Origin of the sequence: Thalassoglobus sp. JC818 (assembly GCF_040717535.1) — a bacterium.
Lineage (GTDB): Bacteria > Planctomycetota > Planctomycetia > Planctomycetales > Planctomycetaceae > Thalassoglobus.
In genome coordinates, this window is record NZ_JBFEFI010000003.1 from 643,207 (window position 1) to 663,940 (window position 20,734).

16 protein-coding genes are annotated in these 20,734 nt (G+C 53.0%); 12 read left to right on the forward strand and 4 right to left on the reverse strand.

Translation table 11 applies throughout. The features are described from left to right. Positions 1-61 precede the first annotated feature (61 nt). The 7 genes from AB1L42_RS10380 to AB1L42_RS10410 all read left to right on the forward strand — a co-directional run bounded on the left by AB1L42_RS10380 (position 62) and on the right by AB1L42_RS10410 (position 10,808). Positions 62-298, forward strand: a complete 237-nt coding sequence (locus tag AB1L42_RS10380) for an RNA polymerase subunit sigma (RefSeq protein WP_367054262.1) — start codon at positions 62-64, stop codon at positions 296-298. A gap of 137 nt (positions 299-435) precedes the next feature. Then, a complete protein-coding gene (locus AB1L42_RS10385; RefSeq protein WP_367054265.1) occupies positions 436-2,073 on the forward strand; it encodes a DUF6798 domain-containing protein in 1,638 nt (545 codons plus the stop codon). Positions 2,074-2,393: 320 nt separating this feature from the next. Then, on the forward strand, positions 2,394-3,980 hold the full coding sequence (locus tag AB1L42_RS10390) for an SLC13 family permease (protein WP_367054268.1): 1,587 nt from the start codon (positions 2,394-2,396) through the stop codon (positions 3,978-3,980). 210 nt (positions 3,981-4,190) lie between these two features. After that, positions 4,191-7,295 carry a PSD1 and planctomycete cytochrome C domain-containing protein gene (locus AB1L42_RS10395; protein ID WP_367054271.1) on the forward strand — a complete coding sequence of 1,035 codons (3,105 nt, stop codon included), beginning with the start codon at positions 4,191-4,193 and terminating at the stop codon, positions 7,293-7,295. Continuing rightward, positions 7,292-8,698 (forward strand): DUF1501 domain-containing protein, encoded by a 1,407-nt coding sequence (locus AB1L42_RS10400; protein ID WP_367054274.1) that lies wholly within the window; start codon positions 7,292-7,294, stop codon positions 8,696-8,698. The genes AB1L42_RS10395 and AB1L42_RS10400 overlap by 4 nt, the downstream gene beginning before the upstream one ends. A 151-nt stretch (positions 8,699-8,849) precedes the next feature. Next, positions 8,850-9,302: an RbsD/FucU family protein gene (locus tag AB1L42_RS10405; RefSeq protein WP_367054278.1), complete on the forward strand. Its 453-nt coding sequence runs from the start codon at positions 8,850-8,852 to the stop codon at positions 9,300-9,302. Between the two features lie 336 nt (positions 9,303-9,638). After that, positions 9,639-10,808: a hypothetical protein gene (locus tag AB1L42_RS10410; protein WP_367054281.1), complete on the forward strand. Its 1,170-nt coding sequence runs from the start codon at positions 9,639-9,641 to the stop codon at positions 10,806-10,808. A 182-nt stretch (positions 10,809-10,990) separates the two neighbouring features. Here AB1L42_RS10410 and AB1L42_RS10415 read toward each other — a convergent pair whose 3' ends face one another. The 3 genes from AB1L42_RS10415 to AB1L42_RS10425 all read right to left on the reverse strand — a co-directional run bounded on the left by AB1L42_RS10415 (position 10,991) and on the right by AB1L42_RS10425 (position 14,459). Continuing rightward, the gene (locus tag AB1L42_RS10415) at positions 10,991-11,962 is read right to left on the reverse strand and encodes an FHA domain-containing protein (protein ID WP_367054284.1); all 972 of its coding nucleotides are present in this window, start codon (positions 11,960-11,962) and stop codon (positions 10,991-10,993) included. 405 nt (positions 11,963-12,367) lie between these two features. Then, entirely contained in the window at positions 12,368-13,096 is a 729-nt protein-coding gene (locus AB1L42_RS10420; protein WP_367054287.1) for a hypothetical protein, read from the reverse strand. 154 nt (positions 13,097-13,250) lie between these two features. Next, positions 13,251-14,459: a 2,3-bisphosphoglycerate-independent phosphoglycerate mutase gene (locus tag AB1L42_RS10425; RefSeq protein WP_367054290.1), complete on the reverse strand. Its 1,209-nt coding sequence runs from the start codon at positions 14,457-14,459 to the stop codon at positions 13,251-13,253. Positions 14,460-14,712: 253 nt separating this feature from the next. Between AB1L42_RS10425 and AB1L42_RS10430 the strand changes: the two genes are divergently transcribed. Beyond that, positions 14,713-15,639: a sugar phosphate isomerase/epimerase family protein gene (locus AB1L42_RS10430; RefSeq protein ID WP_367054293.1), complete on the forward strand. Its 927-nt coding sequence runs from the start codon at positions 14,713-14,715 to the stop codon at positions 15,637-15,639. Between the two features lie 127 nt (positions 15,640-15,766). Continuing rightward, complete coding sequence (locus AB1L42_RS10435) at positions 15,767-16,492, forward strand: hypothetical protein (protein WP_367054296.1); 726 nt, start codon at positions 15,767-15,769, stop codon at positions 16,490-16,492. Positions 16,493-16,933: 441 nt separating this feature from the next. Here AB1L42_RS10435 and AB1L42_RS10440 read toward each other — a convergent pair whose 3' ends face one another. Then, positions 16,934-17,329: a CbiX/SirB N-terminal domain-containing protein gene (locus AB1L42_RS10440; RefSeq protein ID WP_367054299.1), complete on the reverse strand. Its 396-nt coding sequence runs from the start codon at positions 17,327-17,329 to the stop codon at positions 16,934-16,936. Between the two features lie 273 nt (positions 17,330-17,602). On the opposite strand from AB1L42_RS10440, the gene AB1L42_RS10445 reads away from it, so the two are divergent. The 3 genes from AB1L42_RS10445 to AB1L42_RS10455 all read left to right on the forward strand — a co-directional run bounded on the left by AB1L42_RS10445 (position 17,603) and on the right by AB1L42_RS10455 (position 20,731). After that, positions 17,603-19,414, forward strand: coding sequence for a serine/threonine-protein kinase (locus tag AB1L42_RS10445; protein ID WP_367054302.1), 1,812 nt, complete (start codon positions 17,603-17,605; stop codon positions 19,412-19,414). Next, positions 19,380-19,904, forward strand: coding sequence for an adenine phosphoribosyltransferase (locus AB1L42_RS10450; protein ID WP_367054306.1), 525 nt, complete (start codon positions 19,380-19,382; stop codon positions 19,902-19,904). Before AB1L42_RS10445 ends, AB1L42_RS10450 begins: the two co-directional genes overlap by 35 nt. A gap of 152 nt (positions 19,905-20,056) precedes the next feature. Further along, on the forward strand, positions 20,057-20,731 hold the full coding sequence (locus AB1L42_RS10455) for an RNA pseudouridine synthase (RefSeq protein ID WP_367054315.1): 675 nt from the start codon (positions 20,057-20,059) through the stop codon (positions 20,729-20,731). Positions 20,732-20,734: the final 3 nt, after the last annotated feature.

A 20,734-nucleotide genomic window follows, 5' to 3' on the forward strand; every position in this document is an offset into this window, starting at 1 on the left:
GCATCAATCGGGTGCTTTGTCACCTGAGTTTGATTCAGGATTGAAACAGGAGAAAACGAAAATGAGTGGCCCAATCGTACGTACTGGAGCAACACCGGAATACTGGGAAAACTGGGACCAGGTTTTCGGAAAAGGGAAAACCAAGAAGAAGTCCGCTCCCAAAAAGAAGACAGCCAAGAAAGCGGCAAGCACAGCCACCAAGTCTGCTCCGAAGAAGAAAACAGCTACCAAGAAGGCTGCGACAAAAAGTGCAGCCAAGAAAGCTCCTAAGAAGAGCGCGAAGAAAAAGTCAAAGTAGTGATGTTGAGCGGAAATTGACCGTTCGATACGCCTCTCTGTCGTCGCGCGTGATGAGGTCTTCTCACATCTGTCGGACGGGCTTGGTTCCGATTCCCAGCGAAGTCTGCATGCCCTGAAGTTTCGATGAGGTTTGTGATGCCGAGTGTCGAAACCACTGCTCAAGGTCAATCAGAGCAACGTGCGCAGGCATGGCAGTATTGGCTGACCGGGGCGGTCATCTATGGTGTTTTGCTGTGTGTCTCGTTTCTTCGAGTTCCGATCCCGGGAGTCAATGAGCCGCACTATCTGAGTAAGGCGAAGCACTTTTGGCAGCCAGATTGGTGTGCCGGAGACTTTTTTCTGGATTCCTCGAATCCTCATCTGGTCTTCTATTGGGTGTTCGGCTGGCTGTCTCAACTGCTCACTTTAGAGCAGACAGCGATCGTCGTGCGGGCGGTGGGATATCTCCCGTTGGCGATCGGTTGGACACTCCTCGGAAAGCAACTCACTCGGTCCGGGACAGCGACTTTGTTCTCGCTCGGCACCTTCCTCGTTTTCCATAGTCTTGGAAACTGGTCCGGGGAGTGGCTCGTGGGCGGCATGGAATCGAAGGTTATCGCCTACGGATTTCTGTTTGGAGCGATGGCCAGCGCGATGTCGCTGCGAATCGTGGCGAGTGCGCTGCAAGCGGGGCTCGCGACTTCGTTTCATCCGGTCGTCGGGGTGTGGGGAACACTGGCGGCGGTGGCTGCCACGCTGTGCTGGGTGATGTTGTTCGGGCGCAGTTTGATTCGCCAGTCTCCGATACCGGTCTTACGCTGGATTTTAGCTGCGATCGTTTTTGTGGGAGTCGCGCTGCCGGGGTTGTGGTCGGCAGCTTCGATCGTTCTGCAAACTGATCCGAATGATTCTCTGATGGCGACACATCTTCAAGTTGCCCATCGGCTCGCTCATCATCTCGATCCGATGACGTTCTCGAAGTCCGCTCATCGCTACTTCACAATGCTGGTTCTCACGTGGGCAGTGTTGATCATCTTGCAGCCCGCACGTGATGAAGCAGTTCGCTGGTGGCGATTGATTGGTTTCTGGGCGCTGGCGTTTGCCCTCATCGGGGTTGCGATTTCATGGGGACCGAGGCCAGTCAAATCGATGCCGGGATATGAGTGGCGAATTGCCCTGTTGAAGTTCTATCCGTTTCGATTGGCTGACATTCTCATTCCCGTAGCAGTCGGTTTTTCATTGGCTGAATTATTGAGAAGAAAGACCTGTGAGCGGTTTCATTCCGACTTCGAAGCGAATGCAATCAGCGTTTGCACTGCGTGTGTTCTGGCCTGCGTGGCGATCTGGATTCCGGGTTCTGATCGGAATCCAAGCGGAATGTCCGCTCAGGCGCGAGCCGACTGGATTGATGTGTCACGCTGGATTGATGAGGAAACGCCTGAAGACTCGCTGGTGTACAGTCTGGAGAATCAGTGGGCTGTCAAATGGTTCGCGAACCGGCCGGAATATGTGAACTACAAAGACTGTCCTCAGGATGCGGAATCGCTTCTCGAATGGAACCGGCGTCTGTGGGTGATCGCAAACTGGAAGAAGGCTGCGACGAAAGACATGCTGATTACGCCCGATGAACTTCGGGCTCTGCATGATGAAACCGGGATCGATGAGATCATCTTCGGCAAGTACTGGAAGGTGGATGTCGACGCGAACTACCGGAACAAGAGTTTTCGCGTCTACCGGATTCCCTCTGCTGGGCAGGCATCTGAAGCGACACAATCGCCGAATCCCGAGGAATGAAACTCGGTTGATTCAAATTTGAGTTGGCCAAATCGGCTTCGAAGTGCTTATCTTGCCGTACCAATCGGAAGTGGTGGATGGTATTTTTCGGTACTCATTTCAGAGCAAATTCTGATTTTGTCTACACGATCTCGCACGAGCAAGCACAGCCTTTGAACCTATGAAGCAGTGCAAGCGAGTGCACAGGAAAGAGCAACTTGCTCTAAATCCTGAGTCGCTCTGGTTTTCGTTTTCGATTATGGATGAATCGGAATTTCGAAGACTAAATCAAGCGTTTCAGTGCCTCAACAATCCTCCTGGACAAGAAGCAACCGATATCAATGAATGAATCGTTAGAGTCCCCTTCCCCGGATCGAACCAGGCGAAATTGGATCTCGGTTGCGATTGCGATTCTTCTGTTTGTCGGAGTCATCTGCCTGCCGACGCCAAAAGGAATGACTGCCGAAGCTCATCGTCTGGCTGCGATCACCGTCCTTATGGCGACGATGTGGTTGACGCAGCCGATTCACATCGCAGCGACAAGTCTGATTCCCATTGCTGCTTATCCGTTTCTGGGGATTCTCACCGCGAAAGAAGTGAGCCTGCAGTATGCGGATCACAACGTCTTTCTGTACCTCGGAGGTTTCGCGATTGCAGTGGCGATCGAGCGGTGTGGCCTGCATAGGCGAATAGCACTGCACATTATCAGTCGAGTTGGCAGCAGCCCGAGACAGTTGGTCTTCGGGTTTATGTTGACCTCCGCGATTCTCTCGATGTGGATTTCGAATACCGCCACAACAATGATGATGTTGCCCATCGCTCTGGCGATGCTGACCACTCTCAAAGATGCACTTCGCACAAGTGATCCGGAGCAGGCGAAGCTCGTCGGCGATAAATTGACCGTGCCGATTCTGCTCGGCATCGCTTACGCCTCGAGCATCGGCGGACTTTCAACGTTTGTGGGAACGCCGACGAATGTCACATTTCTCGGTTTTTGGGACCAGTCGTTTGTTCCGCAGGGTTACGAGAGTTTGTCGATGGCGGAGTGGATGGCATCCTTTGTTCCGCTCAGCGTGCTCATGCTGCTTGCAACGGGAGGCGTTCTGACGATCGGCCTTCCATCGGTGAAGAACACCGAGAAATACGGCCGCGAATTCTTCCGTCAGCAACTGACTGATTTAGGCCGGGCGAGTCGAACCGAGCGGCGAGTCTTCAGCGTCTTCGTTATGACAGCCCTGCTCTGGGTGCTGCGCAAACCGATCATGTTCGATTCGTATCAGCTTCTTCCCGATTGGCCGGGAATCTGTGTTCAGCTAGCTGCCAGTCTGGGTGTCGACATCAGCTACTTGCCTGAGTACGTTCAGGATTCTTCGATTGCCATTGCGATGGCGATGTTATTGTTCCTGATTCCGGGTGACGTCGATTCCAATGGCGAGAGTCAACCGTTGCTGACATGGACAGCAGCGGAAGCTGGCCTTCCGTGGGGGATGATCTTGCTGATCGGCAGCGGGTTCGCGATGGCTCAGGGATTCGAAGTGACTCAACTTGGTGACTGGTTGGGACAACGCTTCGCGGAACAGCTTCAAGGAAAATCGCCGACAGTCATCGTCGCTGGCATTTGTCTGATGGTCACATTCCTGACAGAGTTCACCACCAACGTCGCGACGGTGAATACGCTTCAGCCAACGCTCGCAGCGATGGCGGAACAGTTGACGATTGACCCGCGACTGCTGCTGATCCCCGCTGCTATCTCAGCGAGCTGCGCGTTCATGCTTCCGATCGCTACTCCTCCGAATGCGATTGTGTTCGGCTCCGGCAGAGTTCCCATCACGTCGATGGTCCGCTACGGGATTCTCTTGAATCTTGTCGGCGTGGTCTTAGTGACATTGGTGACCACTCAACTCGCTTCTCGAATGATGGGATTTTAGGCCGTTTGCTCAGTCCGCTCGGCGAATTCATGAGTGACAAGGTGATTCCGCTTCGCCTTGTTGTGATTCGAAATTTGACCCGGCGGCGTAGGCCCACTATCCTTAAAAGAACATTTATCCGAGATGTTCTTCTCGAATTCGCATCTGGCAGCTGGATCAAAGCAAGGTCCAATTGGTCAGGCGAATGCCCACATGAGAAGGACAGGATGATTGTTATCCCGCCCCTTCGTCCATCTGGATGTCATGAAGTTGTCCCCGCAGAACCTCTTGATTGTCGCCCTCGTTGTGAGTGGCTGGAACTTTTCCGACCTCGAAGCGGATGAAGTCTCTTTTGGACGAGACGTTCGTCCGATTTTGGCCGGGAAGTGTTACAAGTGTCACGGGCCGGATGAGAACACTCGAGAAGCGGATCTGCGTCTCGATCTTCGATCCGCTGCAACGGAGGATCGCGGAGGCTACCAGGCGATCGTTCCGAAGAATCTCGATCAGAGCGAACTGTATACTCGAATTTCGAGCGATGATGAGTTCCTCGTCATGCCGCCGGCAGATTCGAATCTTCAGTTGACCGATGAGGAAATCGATGTCCTGAAACGATGGATTGAAGCTGGTGCTCCTTACGAAGAACATTGGGCATTTCAGGCTCCCAATTTGCCTGCGATTCCTGTCAACGAGCACTCCGACTGGCCGGCGAATCCGATCGATCATTTCGTCCTCAATCGCATGCACGAACATGGTCTCAAGCCAGCTCCGCCAGCTGATCGCTATTCACTGCTGCGACGAGTGTACATCGATCTGATTGGGCTGCCTCCTACGATTGAAGAAGTCGATGAGTTTCTGAATTCGACCGACGAGGACGCATACGAGAAACTTGTCGACAAGTTGTTGAACTCCCCTCAGTACGGCGAACACTGGGCGAGTCATTGGCTCGATCTGGCGAGGTACTCAGACACAAACGGGTACGAGAAGGATCGTCCGCGTTCGATTTGGCCGTATCGAGACTGGGTGATCAATGCCATCAATTCAGATCTACCTTTCGATCAGTTCACCATCGAACAGCTGGCTGGTGACATGCTGGACAATCCCACTGCCGATCAGTTGGTTGCGACCGGATTTCATCGAAACACGATGTTGAATGAAGAAGGCGGAATCGATCCCTTGGAGTACCGATATTACGCGATGGTCGATCGTGTGGCGACGACCGGAACAGTTTGGCTCGGAATGACAATCGGTTGCGCTCAATGTCACACGCACAAATATGATCCGATTACGCATACTGATTACTTCGGGATGATGGGGCTTTTGAACAATGCTGATGAGATCGACTTAATTGTTCCTGATGCAGAAGTGGCAGCTCAAAATGAAGACATTCTCGCTCAGATTGCCCAGCTGGAATCGCAACTCGCGGCAAAGTTTCCGCCACGTGATGGAGATGAACCGGAGGAACAGCGACGACAGGAACACCTCAAACAGCAATTCGATCAGTGGTTGAAAGAGCAGGCAGATGTCGTTCGAAACTGGGAAGTTCTTCGTCCCGTGGCGATGAAGACGAATCTTCCGCGACTTGAGGAACTGCCCGATGGATCAATTCTCTCGACTGGTGACATCACGAAACGAGATGAATTCGAGCTGACATTCGACTTGGCGGCGTTGAGCCAATCCGGACCAATTACAGCACTGAAGCTTGAAGCACTGCCGGACGATCGCCTCCCCGCTCGGGGACCCGGGCGAGCATTTTACGAAGGTCGAAAGGGTGATTTCTTCCTGAGTGAACTGACAGCTTCACGAGACGAAACTCTCCTCCCCTTGCGTAAAGCATCGCACAGCTTCGGGAAGATCAGCGTCGGAAGCGGATCAGCTGATGCCGTCAACATCCTCGACGGAAATGGATCGACAGGCTGGTCGACGTCGACCGCCGAAGGTCAACGGCATGAACTGGTGATCAACTTTGAAACCCCGCTCGAAACGCAGGGGCAATTGACGATCACGATGTTGTTCGAGCGGCATTTTGCGGCCAGTCTCGGACGATTTCGATTCAGTGTCACCACCGATTCAAGAACGTCTGTCGCAACAGGCCTTCCGGTCCATCTTGCGGAACAACTCGTCGCTGGCGAAGAGAGTTTGTCGGACGAAGTTCGTCAGGAGTTGATGCGGCATTTTCTGAGCACAACACCGTTGCTCGCGGAAGAGCGAAAAACGATCGAAAAGCTTCAGGCTCGTCTGAAGGATCCAACGACAACGATGATCTTTTCCGAGCGGCCCGATGACAATCCGCGACCGACGTTCCGTCATCATCGCGGAGAATACCTTCAGGCTCGAGAAGAAGTGGCTCCTCATCTTCCGTCTTTATTCTTAAGTGAGACAGAAGACGCGCCCGAGAACCGGTTGGAATTTGCTCAATGGCTTGTGAGCAGCGAGAATCCGCTCGTTGGGCGTGTGACCGTCAACCGGCATTGGCAAGCGTTCTTTGGTCAGGGGCTGGTGACCACGAGTGAAGACTTCGGAACCCAGTCGAGTCAGCCCACGCATCCAGACCTTCTCGATTGGTTGGCGAATCGATTTGTCAGCCAACCGGATTCTGGAGAATACGCACTCGGCTGGTCTCGCAAAGAACTGCACCGACTCATCGTGACCAGTGCGACCTATCGTCAAAGCTCGGTCGTTGATGAAAGCGTTCGCGAGAGCGATCCGAAGAACAGCTGGCTTGCCAGAGGTCCACGCAAACGAATGCGTGCGGAAGTAATTCGAGATTCAATGCTTCGAGCGGCGGGCGTTCTCGTTGAAAAAGTCGGCGGCCCAAGTGTTTATCCGCCACAACCGGAGTCAGTCGTCAAAGTTGCGTACGGGAATCCGAACTGGCCCGTCGAAACAGGGGAGGACCGGTATCGTCGATCGCTTTACACTTTCTCGAAACGAACGGCTCCCTTTGCCGCGTTCACTGTTTTCGATGCTCCCACGGGCGAGAACTGCATTGTTCGTCGTGACCGCAGCAATACTCCATTGCAGGCGTTGACCATGCTCAATGATGCGATGTTTCTCGAAGTTGCTCAGAAGGCTGCTCAATCCTTGAGTGTCGGCGATCAAGATCCTGCCGAGCTTGTGGCGATTCTGTTCAGGAAGTTTCTCACACGTCCACCGACTGAATCAGAAGTCGGCGCGATTCTTGAGTTTCGTGATCGCCAGCTGGCGAGGTTTGATTCTGAAGAATTAAGTGTCGAGGAAATCACTGGAGGCAGCGAGAGTTCCGCTGATGAGGCATCGTGGGTGATGGTGGCGCGAGTGTTGATGAATTTGGATGAGGCAGTGACGAAACCATGACATTTTCACACCTTCAAAATCAGACGCGTCGACAGTTCTTCGCAGATTGCGGAATTGGCCTCGGGAAGATATCGCTCGGCTCCCTGCTTGCCAGTCAGGCGTATGCCAATACCAGTGCGACTGTCGGGCTGACTCCTCGTGTGAAGCGAGTGATCTATCTCTTTATGGCTGGAGCGCCGAGTCAGTTAGAGCTCTTCGACTACAAACCGAAGCTTAAGGAGCTAGAAGGAAAACCAATTCCTCCTTCGGTAATCAAAGGGCAGCGGTATGCTTTCATTCAACCTGACGCAGCTGTTTTAGGGCCGCGTTTTTCGTTCCAGAAGCACGGCGAGAGTGGGACTGAGCTTTCCGAAATGCTCCCGCATCTGGGGAAAGTTGCAGATGAGATTGCCGTCGTTCGGTCGGTTCACACCGATCAGTTCAATCATTCCCCTGCTCAAATCTTCCTGAACACCGGGAGTCCCATCCCCGGTCGACCGTCGATTGGTTCGTGGCTCAGCTACGGCATCGGAAGCGAGGCAGAAGACCTTCCCGGGTTCGTGGTTCTCAAGAGCGGCGGCAGCCTGAGCGGTGGTGCGTCGATGTGGAGTTCCGGGTTTCTTCCGAGCAATCATCAGGGAGTTCCGTTCCGGGGTCAGGGAGATCCCATTCTGCACGTTTCCAATCCGAGTGGGTTCGACAATCTTGCCCAGAGAGAGACGCTCGATCTCATTCGAGATCTCAATACGAAACAGCTCAACGTCGTGGGTGATCCGGAAATCCGAACGCGGATCGAAGCGTACGAACTTGCTTGGAAAATGCAGTCCGCAGCCCCTGAGCTGATGGACTTCTCACAAGAGACGGAATCAACGCTTGAACTCTATGGAATGGACGAGAAACGTCCGAATGAGTTTGCACGAAACTGTCTGCTGGCTCGCCGGCTGGCTGAGCGGGGAGTCCGCTTCATTCAGGTTTATCACGCGGGCTGGGATCATCATTCGAATGTCGAAGGAGGAGTGAAGAACCAAGCACAGACGACCGATCAAGCTGCCGCTGCTTTGATCGTTGATCTCAAGCAGCGTGGGTTGCTCGATGAGACGCTGGTCATCTGGGGTGGAGAGTTTGGACGAACTCCGATGGTCGAATCGAGTGCAGCTCTCGGTCGAGAGAACGGCCGTGATCATCATCCACAAGCATTCACGATGTGGTTTTCAGGAGGCGGAATCCGGTCTGGAACGACAATCGGCCAGACCGATGAACTCGGGTTTTCAATTGTCGAAGATCCTGTTCATGTTCACGACGTCCAGGCGACGCTGTTGCATCTGTTGGGGATCGATCACGAAAAGCTGACGTTCACTTACCAGGGACGCCCATTCCGTCTGACCGATGTTCACGGACATGTGATCGATAAGCTATTGAGCTGACGAACAGCGAGTCGTTGGCCGATTTGCTTGCCCGGTTCTCAGATCCGTCGGGAACGCTGGACAAGCGAACCGACCGCTTTTAGCCTGAGCAAAGTCTCAGCAGTCCGCTGCTCACTTCACGCCATCATCTCCGTATTCGGAAAGCAAGTGAATGCTCAAGCACACTCTCATTCATCCTCAAATCAATGAAGTTCTCGGTCGGGCGGGACATCATTCAAAAATTCTCATCGCCGATGGAAACTACCCCGCTTACAACACTCTCGGACCGAATGCAGATCTCGTTTGCCTGAACCTTTCTCCGGGAATTGTAAGTTGCACCGACGTTCTCAAAGCTCTGTTGACGGCGATTCCGATCGAAGCTGCGAACACGATGGGCATTCCTGACGACGACCCGTACAAACTCGCTGGTGATCCTCCGATCTGGGGTGAGTACCGCACGATTCTTAAGGATGCTGGCTCAGACGTTGAGTTGGAACCGATCCAGAAGTGGGACTTTTACGATGCTGTGGCGAGTCGAGACCATGTCTTGACCATTCAAACCGCAGATCAGGAATTGTGGGCGAATCTGCTGCTGACGATGGGAGTTCGCAAGCCCGGTGAGTAGTTAGGCAACCACAAATGGGGGAGAGTTTGAGTATCTCCCCCATTGAAGTGGTCTTCTGTAAGAGAGCGTTCAGCCTGCCGGGATTGCTCGCGCACACGTGCTGCACTCTGATCTGCAAAGCGATCGGCTGGAGTTCCTCTTGTCTGAGGCGTTTCTGACAATCATAATCGGAGAAGACCTTCGATGATTTGCATCGTCTCGTGCTTTCCCCGGAGTTGATTGGCTCTGTTGTGTGGTGTGCGAGGTACGCATTTGTGAGAAACGATGCCATGAATGATTTCAGCAGTCAGCGCAGAAATGATCTGAACATCGTCCATGCAAAGAGGAGTGAGACGAGTGGCGGAATTGCGTGTTCAATGTCCTGAATGCAATGCGAAAATGAAGCTGACGATGAAGGTCGAGACAGTTCGCTGCCCGAAATGCGGCGAATTGTTCAAGGCATCGCAGAATCAACTCTCCTCCGCCCCGTCTGCGTCGTCGACTCCATCCGCCTCGATGTGGGATCTCGATGACGATGAAGGTGAGGCCGATTTGTTCGGATCGGCACCGGCCAAAAAGTCCTCGTCGAAATCCAAACGAACGAAGCCCAAGCGATCACGAAAGGCTTCCAAATCGTCCATTCCCACGGAACAGCTTCGGAAGTTCGCCTTCACGATGATGATGCTGGGGGTTGGGGCGTTCATCTTGCCTCTGATCGGATTGCAGATCAAAGGGCTGCATGCTCTTGGTCCAGAAGCTCAGACCCTGGGTGGGGTCATGTTTTTGATCATCGGGGGAATTCTCCTATTAGTCTCGTTTAAAGACCACTTCGGTGTCTCCGGGGAATGGGGATTCAAAGCGGTGAAATGGACGGCGATCGGGCTGGCTGCCTTGATCGTCCTGCCCATCGGTTTTGGAATCATCATGTCGTTGGGCAAGTTGATGTTTAAGGGAGATCCTGCTCCTGCCGGGCCTCAATTTGCTCATCAGATTCCCGATCACGCAGCCCCGAATTTTCCTCGACCGGGGAATCATCCCGCGAATCCATTTCCCGGACGAAACCGAGGAAGCAATCCGTCGAGTGTCACTGAATCAAATCCGACATCAACAAACGACAATAATTCTTCTCCGTTTCTTGATTCGTCAAGCAGTACGACATCAGGGAGTCAAAACACGTCCTCTGAAGAAAAGCCCGCAGCTGCGAATCCGGCGGGCACAGCTCAATCCACTGCAGCGAATCCGTTCGAGCCCCCAGTTGGCGAGGATTTCCGCAATCGACTCTCGATGGACAATGAAGAGGTGACGCTGGTGATGAAGGGGCTTCAGCGCCGTGAAGTTGGCCGGTTGCTGCACGAGGTCCGAGAAGCGGCGGGCACTTTCCGAGTGCGTCCGCGATTTGAAGAGGATCGCGTGATATTTCAGGTGAGCAAAGTGGATGACATCGATGCATTCGCTGGTCGCATCAATTTCGGCGAAGTGTCGAACATTGATCACGAGACGAATACGATCACCGTCGAAGCGAAATAGCAGCCGACATTGCGCAGCAACGAACTGCGGTGCAGCGGACGAATGCATCGCCATCTACCGCTGGCTCGACGCACCTGCAACTCAAGAGAGCTCAAAAGAACGGTCTGTGCGGAAAGGCAGACCTTAAGCTCTCAAGCCGGCGATGTCGCTAGCAAGCCAGTACAAGTCACTCGGCAACGGCCTTAGCTTTTGCCTTTTGGGCGTCGCTGCAGGTATTGCTGAATCGCGTTGGCTGCTGCTGACGGAGCTTCCTCTTTCGCTTTGGCGTCGGCCGTCTTTTCTTGCTTCTCGTCGTCAGGCTTTGGCGGTTCAGGCGGTTTGACACCGGTTTCAGATGGGTCGGGCAGACGGACAGCAGGTTCCTCGACAGAAGAGGATTGTTCCTGAGCTGGCTCGGCTGGCTGTTCCTGTGGCGGGCCTTGAGGATACGGCTGCGGATATCCTGGTGGGTACGCAACTGGTTGTTGCGGGTAGCCCATCTGAGGGAATCCGGGGTAGCCGTAAGGCATCATTTGCTGAGGATAACCCATCTGTTGTGGGTATCCCATGGGAGGCATCTGAGGCATTCCGCCTGGAACGAAGTACTGAGTGTCTCCAGTCTGGGGAGGCATCTGGCCTTCGAAACCTGCGGGAGGCTGGGTCGGAATGTTAATCATCGTGTCTGATGATGGGGCAGCGGCGTCGGAGACGATTGTGTTTGAGGCTGCGTCTTCTGGGCTGGCTTCTGCAAGAAGCTCATTGAGCAAGTCGCTGTCATCGTCCGCAGAGCTTCCGACTGGCTGATCAGCGGGTTGCGGATTGATGATCTCTGTGTTCATCTCGCTGGCGAGATTCGTTTGTGTGTCGTCCGGCAAAGCGTCGCCGATGACAACCTGAAACTCAAGCTTGCCGATCGAAACCTGATCGCCCGAGTTGAGAACGACTGATCCCCGAATCTTTTCACCGTTGACGAATGATCCGTTTGTGCTTCCGAGATCACGAAGGCGAAGCCCGTAGTCGTCAAGAGTGAATACGCAATGGTGACGGCTCACCAGATCGCTATTGGGACGGAGATGACAGTCTTCTTCACGCCCGACAAGAAATTTCCCAGATGGGAGAGGGATCGAACTTCCAGAGTGCTTCCCGGAAATTACTCGTAATTCCGCATGCGCCATATTCAGTGAACCTCACGTGGAAGTGAATTATTCGTGATCGGCCCATTGAAATCATATTCAATAGCACAGTGGAGTGCCAAGAATACGACTGCCATTTTGGATCGAATTAAACCGTCAAAACAAACAAAACGGAGTTTCGGTTGTTCTTAACGAATTGAGATAGGTCGAAGGGATTTGCTTGAGAATATTCAAGAATTGCAAAAACTAGCATTCTCCCGGAGATGAGTCAAACATCAATTCACATTGATTTGTTGAATTCTTCATCATTCAATGGACTCAAGAGCTGAATTTCGCACTGTCCACATTGAGCCCCGCGCAAGAAAAACACTGGGCTGAAGAGCTCAGCCCAGTGTTGGAAATGTGTTACTCAAGCTTTCGAAGTCGAAATCGATCGACTCGCAGAAACTATCTGTCGTCACGGACACGAACTTGAAGGGCGCTCAAGAGTCGTGTGATGCGTTTCTCTTTTGAGCTAATGAAGAAGACGTTGTCCAGCACGACGGGGCGACGTTCCTGGCTCGGGTGCAGGATCAATCGACCAGAACCGAGCAGGATGTATTCGAAGATGTCGTTGATCTCTTTTTCGATTCGCAGATGCGGAGCTGAGAATCGTTCGAGATCGCTCAACACGCCGTGATGATGAAGGAGTTCGTTAGGGCGGACTTCCCAGTAATCAAATCGCGACAGGATAGCGACAGCGATATAAATCGCTGTCAGCACTGAAGCAAATATGAAGTAAAACGGGGCATTGGCGACCGGCTTGATCGAATGGATCATGTTCGTGACAGCCGGAATCAGATTCGGCATCTTTGACACCAAAAGCATGGCTCCCAGAACCAGAGCTGTGACCACCGCGAAAACGAGGAAGGATGTCGTTCGGGGAAAGTCGAATGACAACACAATCAGGTTCAGCGACAGGACGATCAGGAAAGCCCATCCGATATTGATGGCACCGGTTCCAGTCAAATCCTTGGCGAAAACCATGTAGATGCCACAGATGATCGACAGCACCCATGACGGCCACATGAATACGATCTTCGGATAGGAAATCAAAATGACTCCACTATCCTGCGGATCGACAGGTTGTTTGGGTTCTTTGGGTGCGTTGGCTTCAGGTGCAGAAGTTTCAGTCATAGCTCTTCCCATTGACATGCATGTGCGGGCTGTCAAACACGTCCACGACAGGCCGCCTCGAAGGTGAACGGAATTCAACTGGTTTGGATCAGCAAATCTTTTCGACTTCTTCGAACTCTCAAAATTCGACGTGACACTTCATCCATTGGCCACTCTATGCGCCGAATTTTTCAAGTCGGCCAGCGTGAGCGAGTGCCATAAGCATCAGGTATTTCGCTTCGAACTGTCCGAGCCCGCCCTGCAGGCAGTCTTTTTCACTGAATCCCGGGCGACCATCAAATCGGCAGTTTTCGGCGGTGATCAACGTTGGAACCGGGTGCCAGCTGTGGGACTTCATCTTGCTCGGTGTGCTGTGATCTCCGGTGACGATCAGCACTGTCGGGTTTTGTTCCATGATGCGCGGAATGGCAGCATCGAGTTCTTCTGTGCGCTGAACTTTGGCTTCGAAGTTTCCGTCTTCGCCAGTGGAGTCGGTGTATTTGAAGTGCATGAAGAAGAAGTCGTAGTCGTCCCAGGCAGCTTTGAGGCGGTCACATTGATCGCTCAATGTTTGGCCAGCATCGAGGACGTCCATTCCGACGAGACGAGCGAGTCCGCGGTACATGGGATAAACTGCGATGGCTCCGGCTCGCGTCCCGTAAACCTCTTCAAAGGTTGGAATGGGTGGACGCTTGGCGATTCCACGAAGAGTCAGAAAGTTCGCGGGGCTGTCGTTTTTGAGAAGATCACGTGCCTGTTGCAGGAACTGATGAGCGACTTCGATCGTTTTCTCTGATCCGGGTGCTTTGGCTTCCGGGACGAGTGGAGGAACTCCGGTTTTTTGAGGATCGGTGTCGTGAACATCACCACCGAGACCGGGACCGCGGAAGACGACGACGAGTCGGTATTCCTTGACGTGTTGAACGAAGACTTCCACGCCTGGAATTTTGATTTGATTCAGCTTCTCACAAAGCGGAGCTGCGATGTCGTTTCCGATTCGGCCAGCACGTCGGTCAGTGATGTTGCCGTGCTCGTCGAGTGTGCAGAAATTTCCACGAATCGCGACATCGTCTGGACCGAGTTCGAAGTCAATTCCGAGTGCTTCGAGGACTCCGCGGCCAATCTGGTATTGAAGCGGATCGTACCCGAACAGGCCAAGGTGACCGGGACCACTGCCGGGTGTGATACCTGGCAGAACGGGCGTGCTGAGTCCACTCGTTCCTCGTTGTGCGAGCGCGTCCAGATTCGGTGTCTTGGCAGTTTCGAGTTCCGTCAGATCACCTGGATTCTTGGGAAGCCCACCAAGTCCGTCAGCGACGAGGAGAACAATTTTTGAATCGTTCTTCTTTTGGAGTGCACGGGTGAGATCGTGAACGTCAGACATATCAACAATTCCAAACGAGTAACTATGGGTTCGGACGAGTTATCCGAGGTGAATCTTTGAAAACGGGAATTTAGCAACTCATCATCACAGGGGACAGTATCCGCGCCCGCAGGCAGAAAATCCATTTGCTGGATGACTCTGTTCCTCACGATGTGGTCACTGGCCAAATCAACGCCTATTTGACTAACTTGGAGATCGAAAGACAAAAGATTCGCAGTTTGCGATTTGAGACAATTGACCGGGAACGACTGAGATGACACAACTTGAATGGTCGCGTCGAGACTTTCTCACCTCTGCTGCCCTGGGAGGTCTTGCACTAAATTTCGGGCTTTCATTGCAAGCGGCGAAACCGGTTGTGCGAACCGGGGAACCCTACATGAAATTGTCGCTGGCAGCCTACTCGTTCAATCGAGAATTGCCTCGCAACTGGCCAACCGTTCGCGAATCCAACTCGTCGATGACGTTGCTTGACTTCATCGACTTCTGTGCGAGTCAAAATCTCGATGGGACAGAGCTGACGAGCTATTACTTCCCCGCCGAAGTGACGGACGCGTATCTGGCAGAGATCAAGGAGCGAACGTTCCGTTTGGGACTCGACATTTCCGGAACAGCCATCGGGAATGACTTCTGTCTTGGGCCCGGTCAGGAACGTGATGCTCAGATTTCGATGACCAAACAGTGGATCGATTACGCGGCGTTCATGGGAGCGCCGGTCATTCGCATCTTCGCTGGAAAGGTTCCCTCAGGAGGCGATGAACCATCGGCGCTGAAGAGATGCGTCGACGGCATCAATGAGTGTGTCCAATATGCCGCTTCTAAAGGTGTGGTGCTCGCACTTGAAAATCACGGCGGAATCACAGCCACTCCCGAGCAACTGCTGGCCATCGTGAAGGAAGTCCAACCGTCGCCTTGTTTCGGAGTGAACTTTGACAGCGGGAACTTCCGCACGGAAGACCCCTACGGCGATCTCGCGAAGATTGCTCCATACGCGGTCAACGCTCAAATTAAAGTTGCCATTTCCCCGAATGGGGCAGGAAAAGAGCCGACCGATTTGGGCCGGGTCGTCGGCATTCTGAAAGATCATGGCTATCGTGGGTACGTCGTCCTGGAGTACGAAGAGCAAAATCCCCGTGAAGAGATTCCAAAGTATCTGGACGAACTGAGAAAACTGATTTCTTAGCGAGCAGCCATTGCCTCTTTTTGAATCGGAGTTCAACAGGCATCATTCGGCTCGATCACTCATCCTACGCACGGTAGAGGTTTCAGGGAGCGGTTGTCTCACGTGCTCGACTGAGAGCAGAACTGCTATGGGTTTTAAACAGTTTGGTTTGCTGGTGTTTGGATTTGCTGTTTGTCTTCTCTTTGGTCAACAAGGTTTCGCTCAGCCGGATGACTATTCCGGAGTTGTTGCGGAAGAGGAATGGACCGTCCTCCATCTGAAGTCGCCCCGCATGAAGGGGAGTCGACCGCTTCCGAAAGCGTCCAAGCTGACAACGCTTGAAGAATTCGATCTCACCGGCCCGCAGCCCGGTCATCCGTTTGTTCTTGGAAACTTTTCGACTGATGGAAAGTTCGGACTCGTCGATGGTTATGTTCAACGACTCGACGGGCATGATGCTGCAATGAGAATCTGCTGGGCAGATGAATTTGAACTCGAAGGCATCATGGAGCACGCCGGCTACGGGGGCTGGTTCTTCCTTGTGGGATGGGATCAGGGGCATGGATATGCTGTGAGCAATGTGAACATGAAGGTCAGCGGCAGCCCGTATTTCGTCAGTGAGTTTCGAGGTGCCAAAGCGATCGAGGGCAAGACGACGGAACTGGACGATTTCGACTGGAAACGTGAGCAACCGTTTCGACTGACGGTCAAAGAGAATCACGTCGTGCTGGAGATTGGTCGGTTTCAGGTCGTCGACTTCCCGCTGGAGAACTACAAGCCGGGCGAAGTCATTTTCGGGGTCTATGAGACCCAATATGGGACAAAACCGATACGCGTTAAGTCTTTGCGTGTTCGCGCGATTTCCAGCGAATAATTGGAACTTTTTCGAGAGATCAAGTTGCAGCTTCCGGTTGAGACAGATGTCCCGGTTGCCCCTCCCGAATCAATCGGATGTGTTCGTCTTTTTAGGCACAGAGATCAGATTTCGTCGTAGATTTTGAGACTGGGCTCATTTCCCTACTCATTTCTGGTTTCCTATGAACATTCTCCAAGCACTACTGAATCGTTGGGAGTACGCGACGCCGACAGACTTTGCAGCGCTGGCGATCTCAGTCGTCGTTGCAGTCTGGTACTTCACGAAGTACAGCGATTGAAGGATCAGGCGACTCGTCTTGTGCGAGCAAGCTCAACGGACCGAGTTTGCCGCTTTCCTTGTTTGCACAGAGTCGAACTTACTTGTCGCGAGATGATCTTTTTCTCGCTGGTTCGTTGTTCGGCATTAATGTGACTGATCGCTGCGTTGTCACCAACTGGGTCACGACGTCTTCTGCTGTTGGTGATGAGTTTGGGTTCCTTCATCGAGACGAATCATCATCAGTTCAACCAGTTTGGAATGCAGGCCAATCGGCGGACAGACATAGCATTCAATCTTCGGGAACTGTTCCTGAAACTGATCGCGGAAATTGATGAGATCTTCAGCAACGTGGGCGCCTTGCGACAAAAAGTATGGCAAAATTGCTATGGATGTTGCGCCGCGCTCAGCGCATTTCGACAGCCCGTCAGGGATCGTCGGTTCGGTCAGTTCGAGGAATCCAATCTCGACGAGAGAGTCGGGGCGTTGCGTTTTGAAAAGTTCCGCCAGTTGATAGAGGTCGGCATTTGCTTCGGGGCGTCGACTCCCGTGAGCGACGAGAAGAATTGCTGAAGTCATCTTTTCACCATAAAATCATTAAACAGCAGGGAATACAGCGTCTCTTGGAAGTTCGCTCTTCAATAGTCGCGACTACTTCACTGTTGTTTGTAGAGGTTTTGATCGAGCCGAGTACCTGGAAAAGTGGAACTTGACGGAGATCTTGCTTCAAAATTGTCTTTGAATCGAGATCTGTTTTGGAAGACAATTCGTTGGGCAGAGATTGGGATGGTTTCGAGTTTCCGCCGGTACATTGTTGGATTTAGTTGATAGTTCAAGGAGTTCCCGAGAACAGTGGACACAACCGCATCAGGAATTTCCGGATCAGGTTCGAATTCGAACGATGCTCTGAGCCAATCGGCTCTGCCAACAGTCGTCGGGCCCTACTTCATCGAGAAGAAGCTCGGAGCTGGCGGAATGGGCACCGTCTATCTGGGTCGTCACAAAACGACACAGGAACTCGCGGCAGTCAAAGTCCTTCCCGCTTCGATGGCTCATGAAGCCGGTTTTGTCGCACGATTTGATCGCGAAATTGTCGCGATGCGAAAGCTCAACAGTTCCTGTATCGTTGAACTGTACGAAAGCGGAGAGGCGGACGGAACGTACTACTATGCGATGGAGTTCGTTGACGGCGAGACGGTCACAGAACTCCTCGAACGTCACGGTCGAATTCCCTGGCGTCAAGTCGTTGAGATTGGCGTTCAGATTTGCACCGCCTTAAAGGCTGCTCACAACGCAGGCATCATTCACCGAGATCTCAAGCCGTCGAACTTGCTGATCGATGACGACGGTCAGGTGAAGCTGACAGACTTCGGGGTCGCCCAGGTCTTTGCAAGCGGACGACTGACAGTCACCGGAGGCGTGTTGGGAACCGCGGAGTACATGTCTCCCGAACAGGCGCAAGGGAAACGAGCCACCAAGGCGAGCGACATCTACTCATTGGGGGCTGTGCTGTACGTCATGCTGACGGGGCGTCCTCCGTTTCAGGGAAAGACTGTCCTCGACATTCTTCAGAAGCATCGCTATTCCCAGTTTGACAGCGTACGCAGAGTTGTCCCGGAAGTGCCGGTCTGGTTGGACGAGATCGTTTGCAAATGTCTCGCGAAGAAACCCGAAGACCGCTATCCCGATGCCTACGTCCTCAGTTTGAGGCTTCAAGAGGTTCCCCGGAAAGTCGACTTTCGAGAAGAACAACTGTCGCAGTTTCAGAATTCGGTGACAGAAGAAACCATCGCTGATCCTTCGCAGGTGAGTCGCCCTCAACCGGAAGCGATCGGCGGCACGCTCGTCCGTGATTTGTTCCGCGCACATTTCGAGTCGGAACAACAAGGCTCGATCGTCAAGAGGTTTCTCGACAACCCGTGGGTCCTGCTCTCTTTGCTCGCAATCATGTTGATCGGCGGATATGCGTGGACTCAAAGCCAGCAAATGAGCGAAGAGGACAAATTCACTCGCGGTGTCGAACTGATGTCACGACCTGAAGGCCCCGTCTGGGAAGCTGCCGGACGAGACTTTTTCGAGCCGCTCGTAGAAGCCGATCCCGAGCGATGGCAACCGGAAGTAGACGTCTATCTGAGACAAATCGAAGTCTATCGATTCAAAAAGAAACTGCTTGGACGCGATCTCGGGAAAGTCGATGTTCCCACATCTGAACCTGAAGCAATCATTCGGCAAGCTCTGGAGATGCGAAGTCGAGGCCAACTCGGACATTCGCGGGAAATGCTGGTCGCACTACGTTCTATCGTCGTAGGAGATCCGGAACATGCTGAACTGGCTGAAGTTCTGGATCAGATGGTGAGCGAAATTGAGTCGGAAGCCCACGAGCAACAGTTTGAGTTTGTCGAGAAAGCCCTGACGCGGGCAAACACTCTTTTTGAGAAAGGTGAAGTCGATCAGGCTTTGGAGATTTGGCTGAGCGTCAAGAGTCTGTACGATCAGCATCCTGACGTGCAGCCGCTTGTCCAGCGTGCGGAAGCGTCTTATCTGCTGGCCACAGGTGTGGACTTGAACGACGCAGTGAGACGCCCGGCGGATGCGAAATCTTCCGAAATCGACTCAAAAAGAGACGCAGATGGACCTCAGAAAGAAGATCCGAAATATCCCTGACTTCCCGAAGCCTGGGATTATGTTTCGAGATATCACTCCGCTCCTCGCATGCCCTGACAGCTTCCGAGAAGCGATCAAGCAAATTGCAGATCAGTATCGCGGGATGCAGATCGACGCCATCGCAGCTGCCGAAGCACGCGGCTTCATCTTTGCCGCCCCACTTGCTCTTGAGTTGAATGCCTCGTTCGTTCCCGTTCGCAAACCGGGCAAGCTTCCCTTCGATACTCAGGCCTTCCACTACGAACTCGAATACGGTGTTGATACGCTCGAGATTCACACCGACGCCTTCCGCGAAGGCGAACAGGTTCTTCTCGTCGATGATTTGCTCGCCACTGGCGGAACAATGAATGCTTGTGTCAAACTCATTGAACAAGCTGGAGCAGAAGTCGTAGGTTGTGCTTTCGCGATCGAATTGTCATTCCTCAACGGACGAGAGAAACTCGCTCCGCACGAGTGTTTTTCACTGCTGACTTACGACGGAGAAGATTAGAGCGGGTGGCTCTATCCTGTGTACTCGCATGTACTGTTTCGCAAAGTTAGAGGCTGTGTTTCCTCGTGCGAGAGAGTGCAGACGTAATCTGAAGATGCTCTCGACCCGTTCATGGTTTCTTGCACCATGCGTGATGGTCTGGCGAAGGTCGTATGCCTGAATTGGAAGTGATCTGTGAAGATGGACCGCTGCTCGGCGTGAACAAGCCGAGCGGTCTGATCGCTCAGGGTGCGCCTGCAGGAGTGACCAGTCTTCCAGATCTGGTCCGGGAGTACTTGAAGAAGAAGTACAATAAACCCGGAAATGTTTATCTCGGAATTCCCCATCGGCTCGATCGACCTGTCTCTGGAGTCACGGTTTTCTCGCGAAACTCCAAATGTGCAGCCCGCTTGTCAGAGCAGTTTGCGAAGCGGACTGTCGAAAAGACTTATCTTGCCGTTCTCGAGTCGATCCCGGAACGAAAGTCAGGACGACTCGAAAACTGGATTTACCGCATTCCGAACGAGTCGCGTGTTGTGATTCGCGACGAAGAATCCCCGGGTGCGAAGATCGCGAGGCTGCGATATCGGGTTGTCGAAACGTCGAAGAACCGCGCACTCGTCGAAGTCGATTTGGAGACCGGACGAATGCATCAGATCCGCGTTCAGTTTGCGAACATTGGATGCCCGGTTTACGCAGATGCGAAATACGGGGCGACGTCGTCGATGGCCGATCCAGATGCGATTGCACTGCACGCGTTTCGTATGAAACTTCAGCACCCCGTCCGCTACGACGATGTGACGATCGAAGCTCCAATGCCTCGCACGTGGAAAGCACTCGGATTCTGAGGA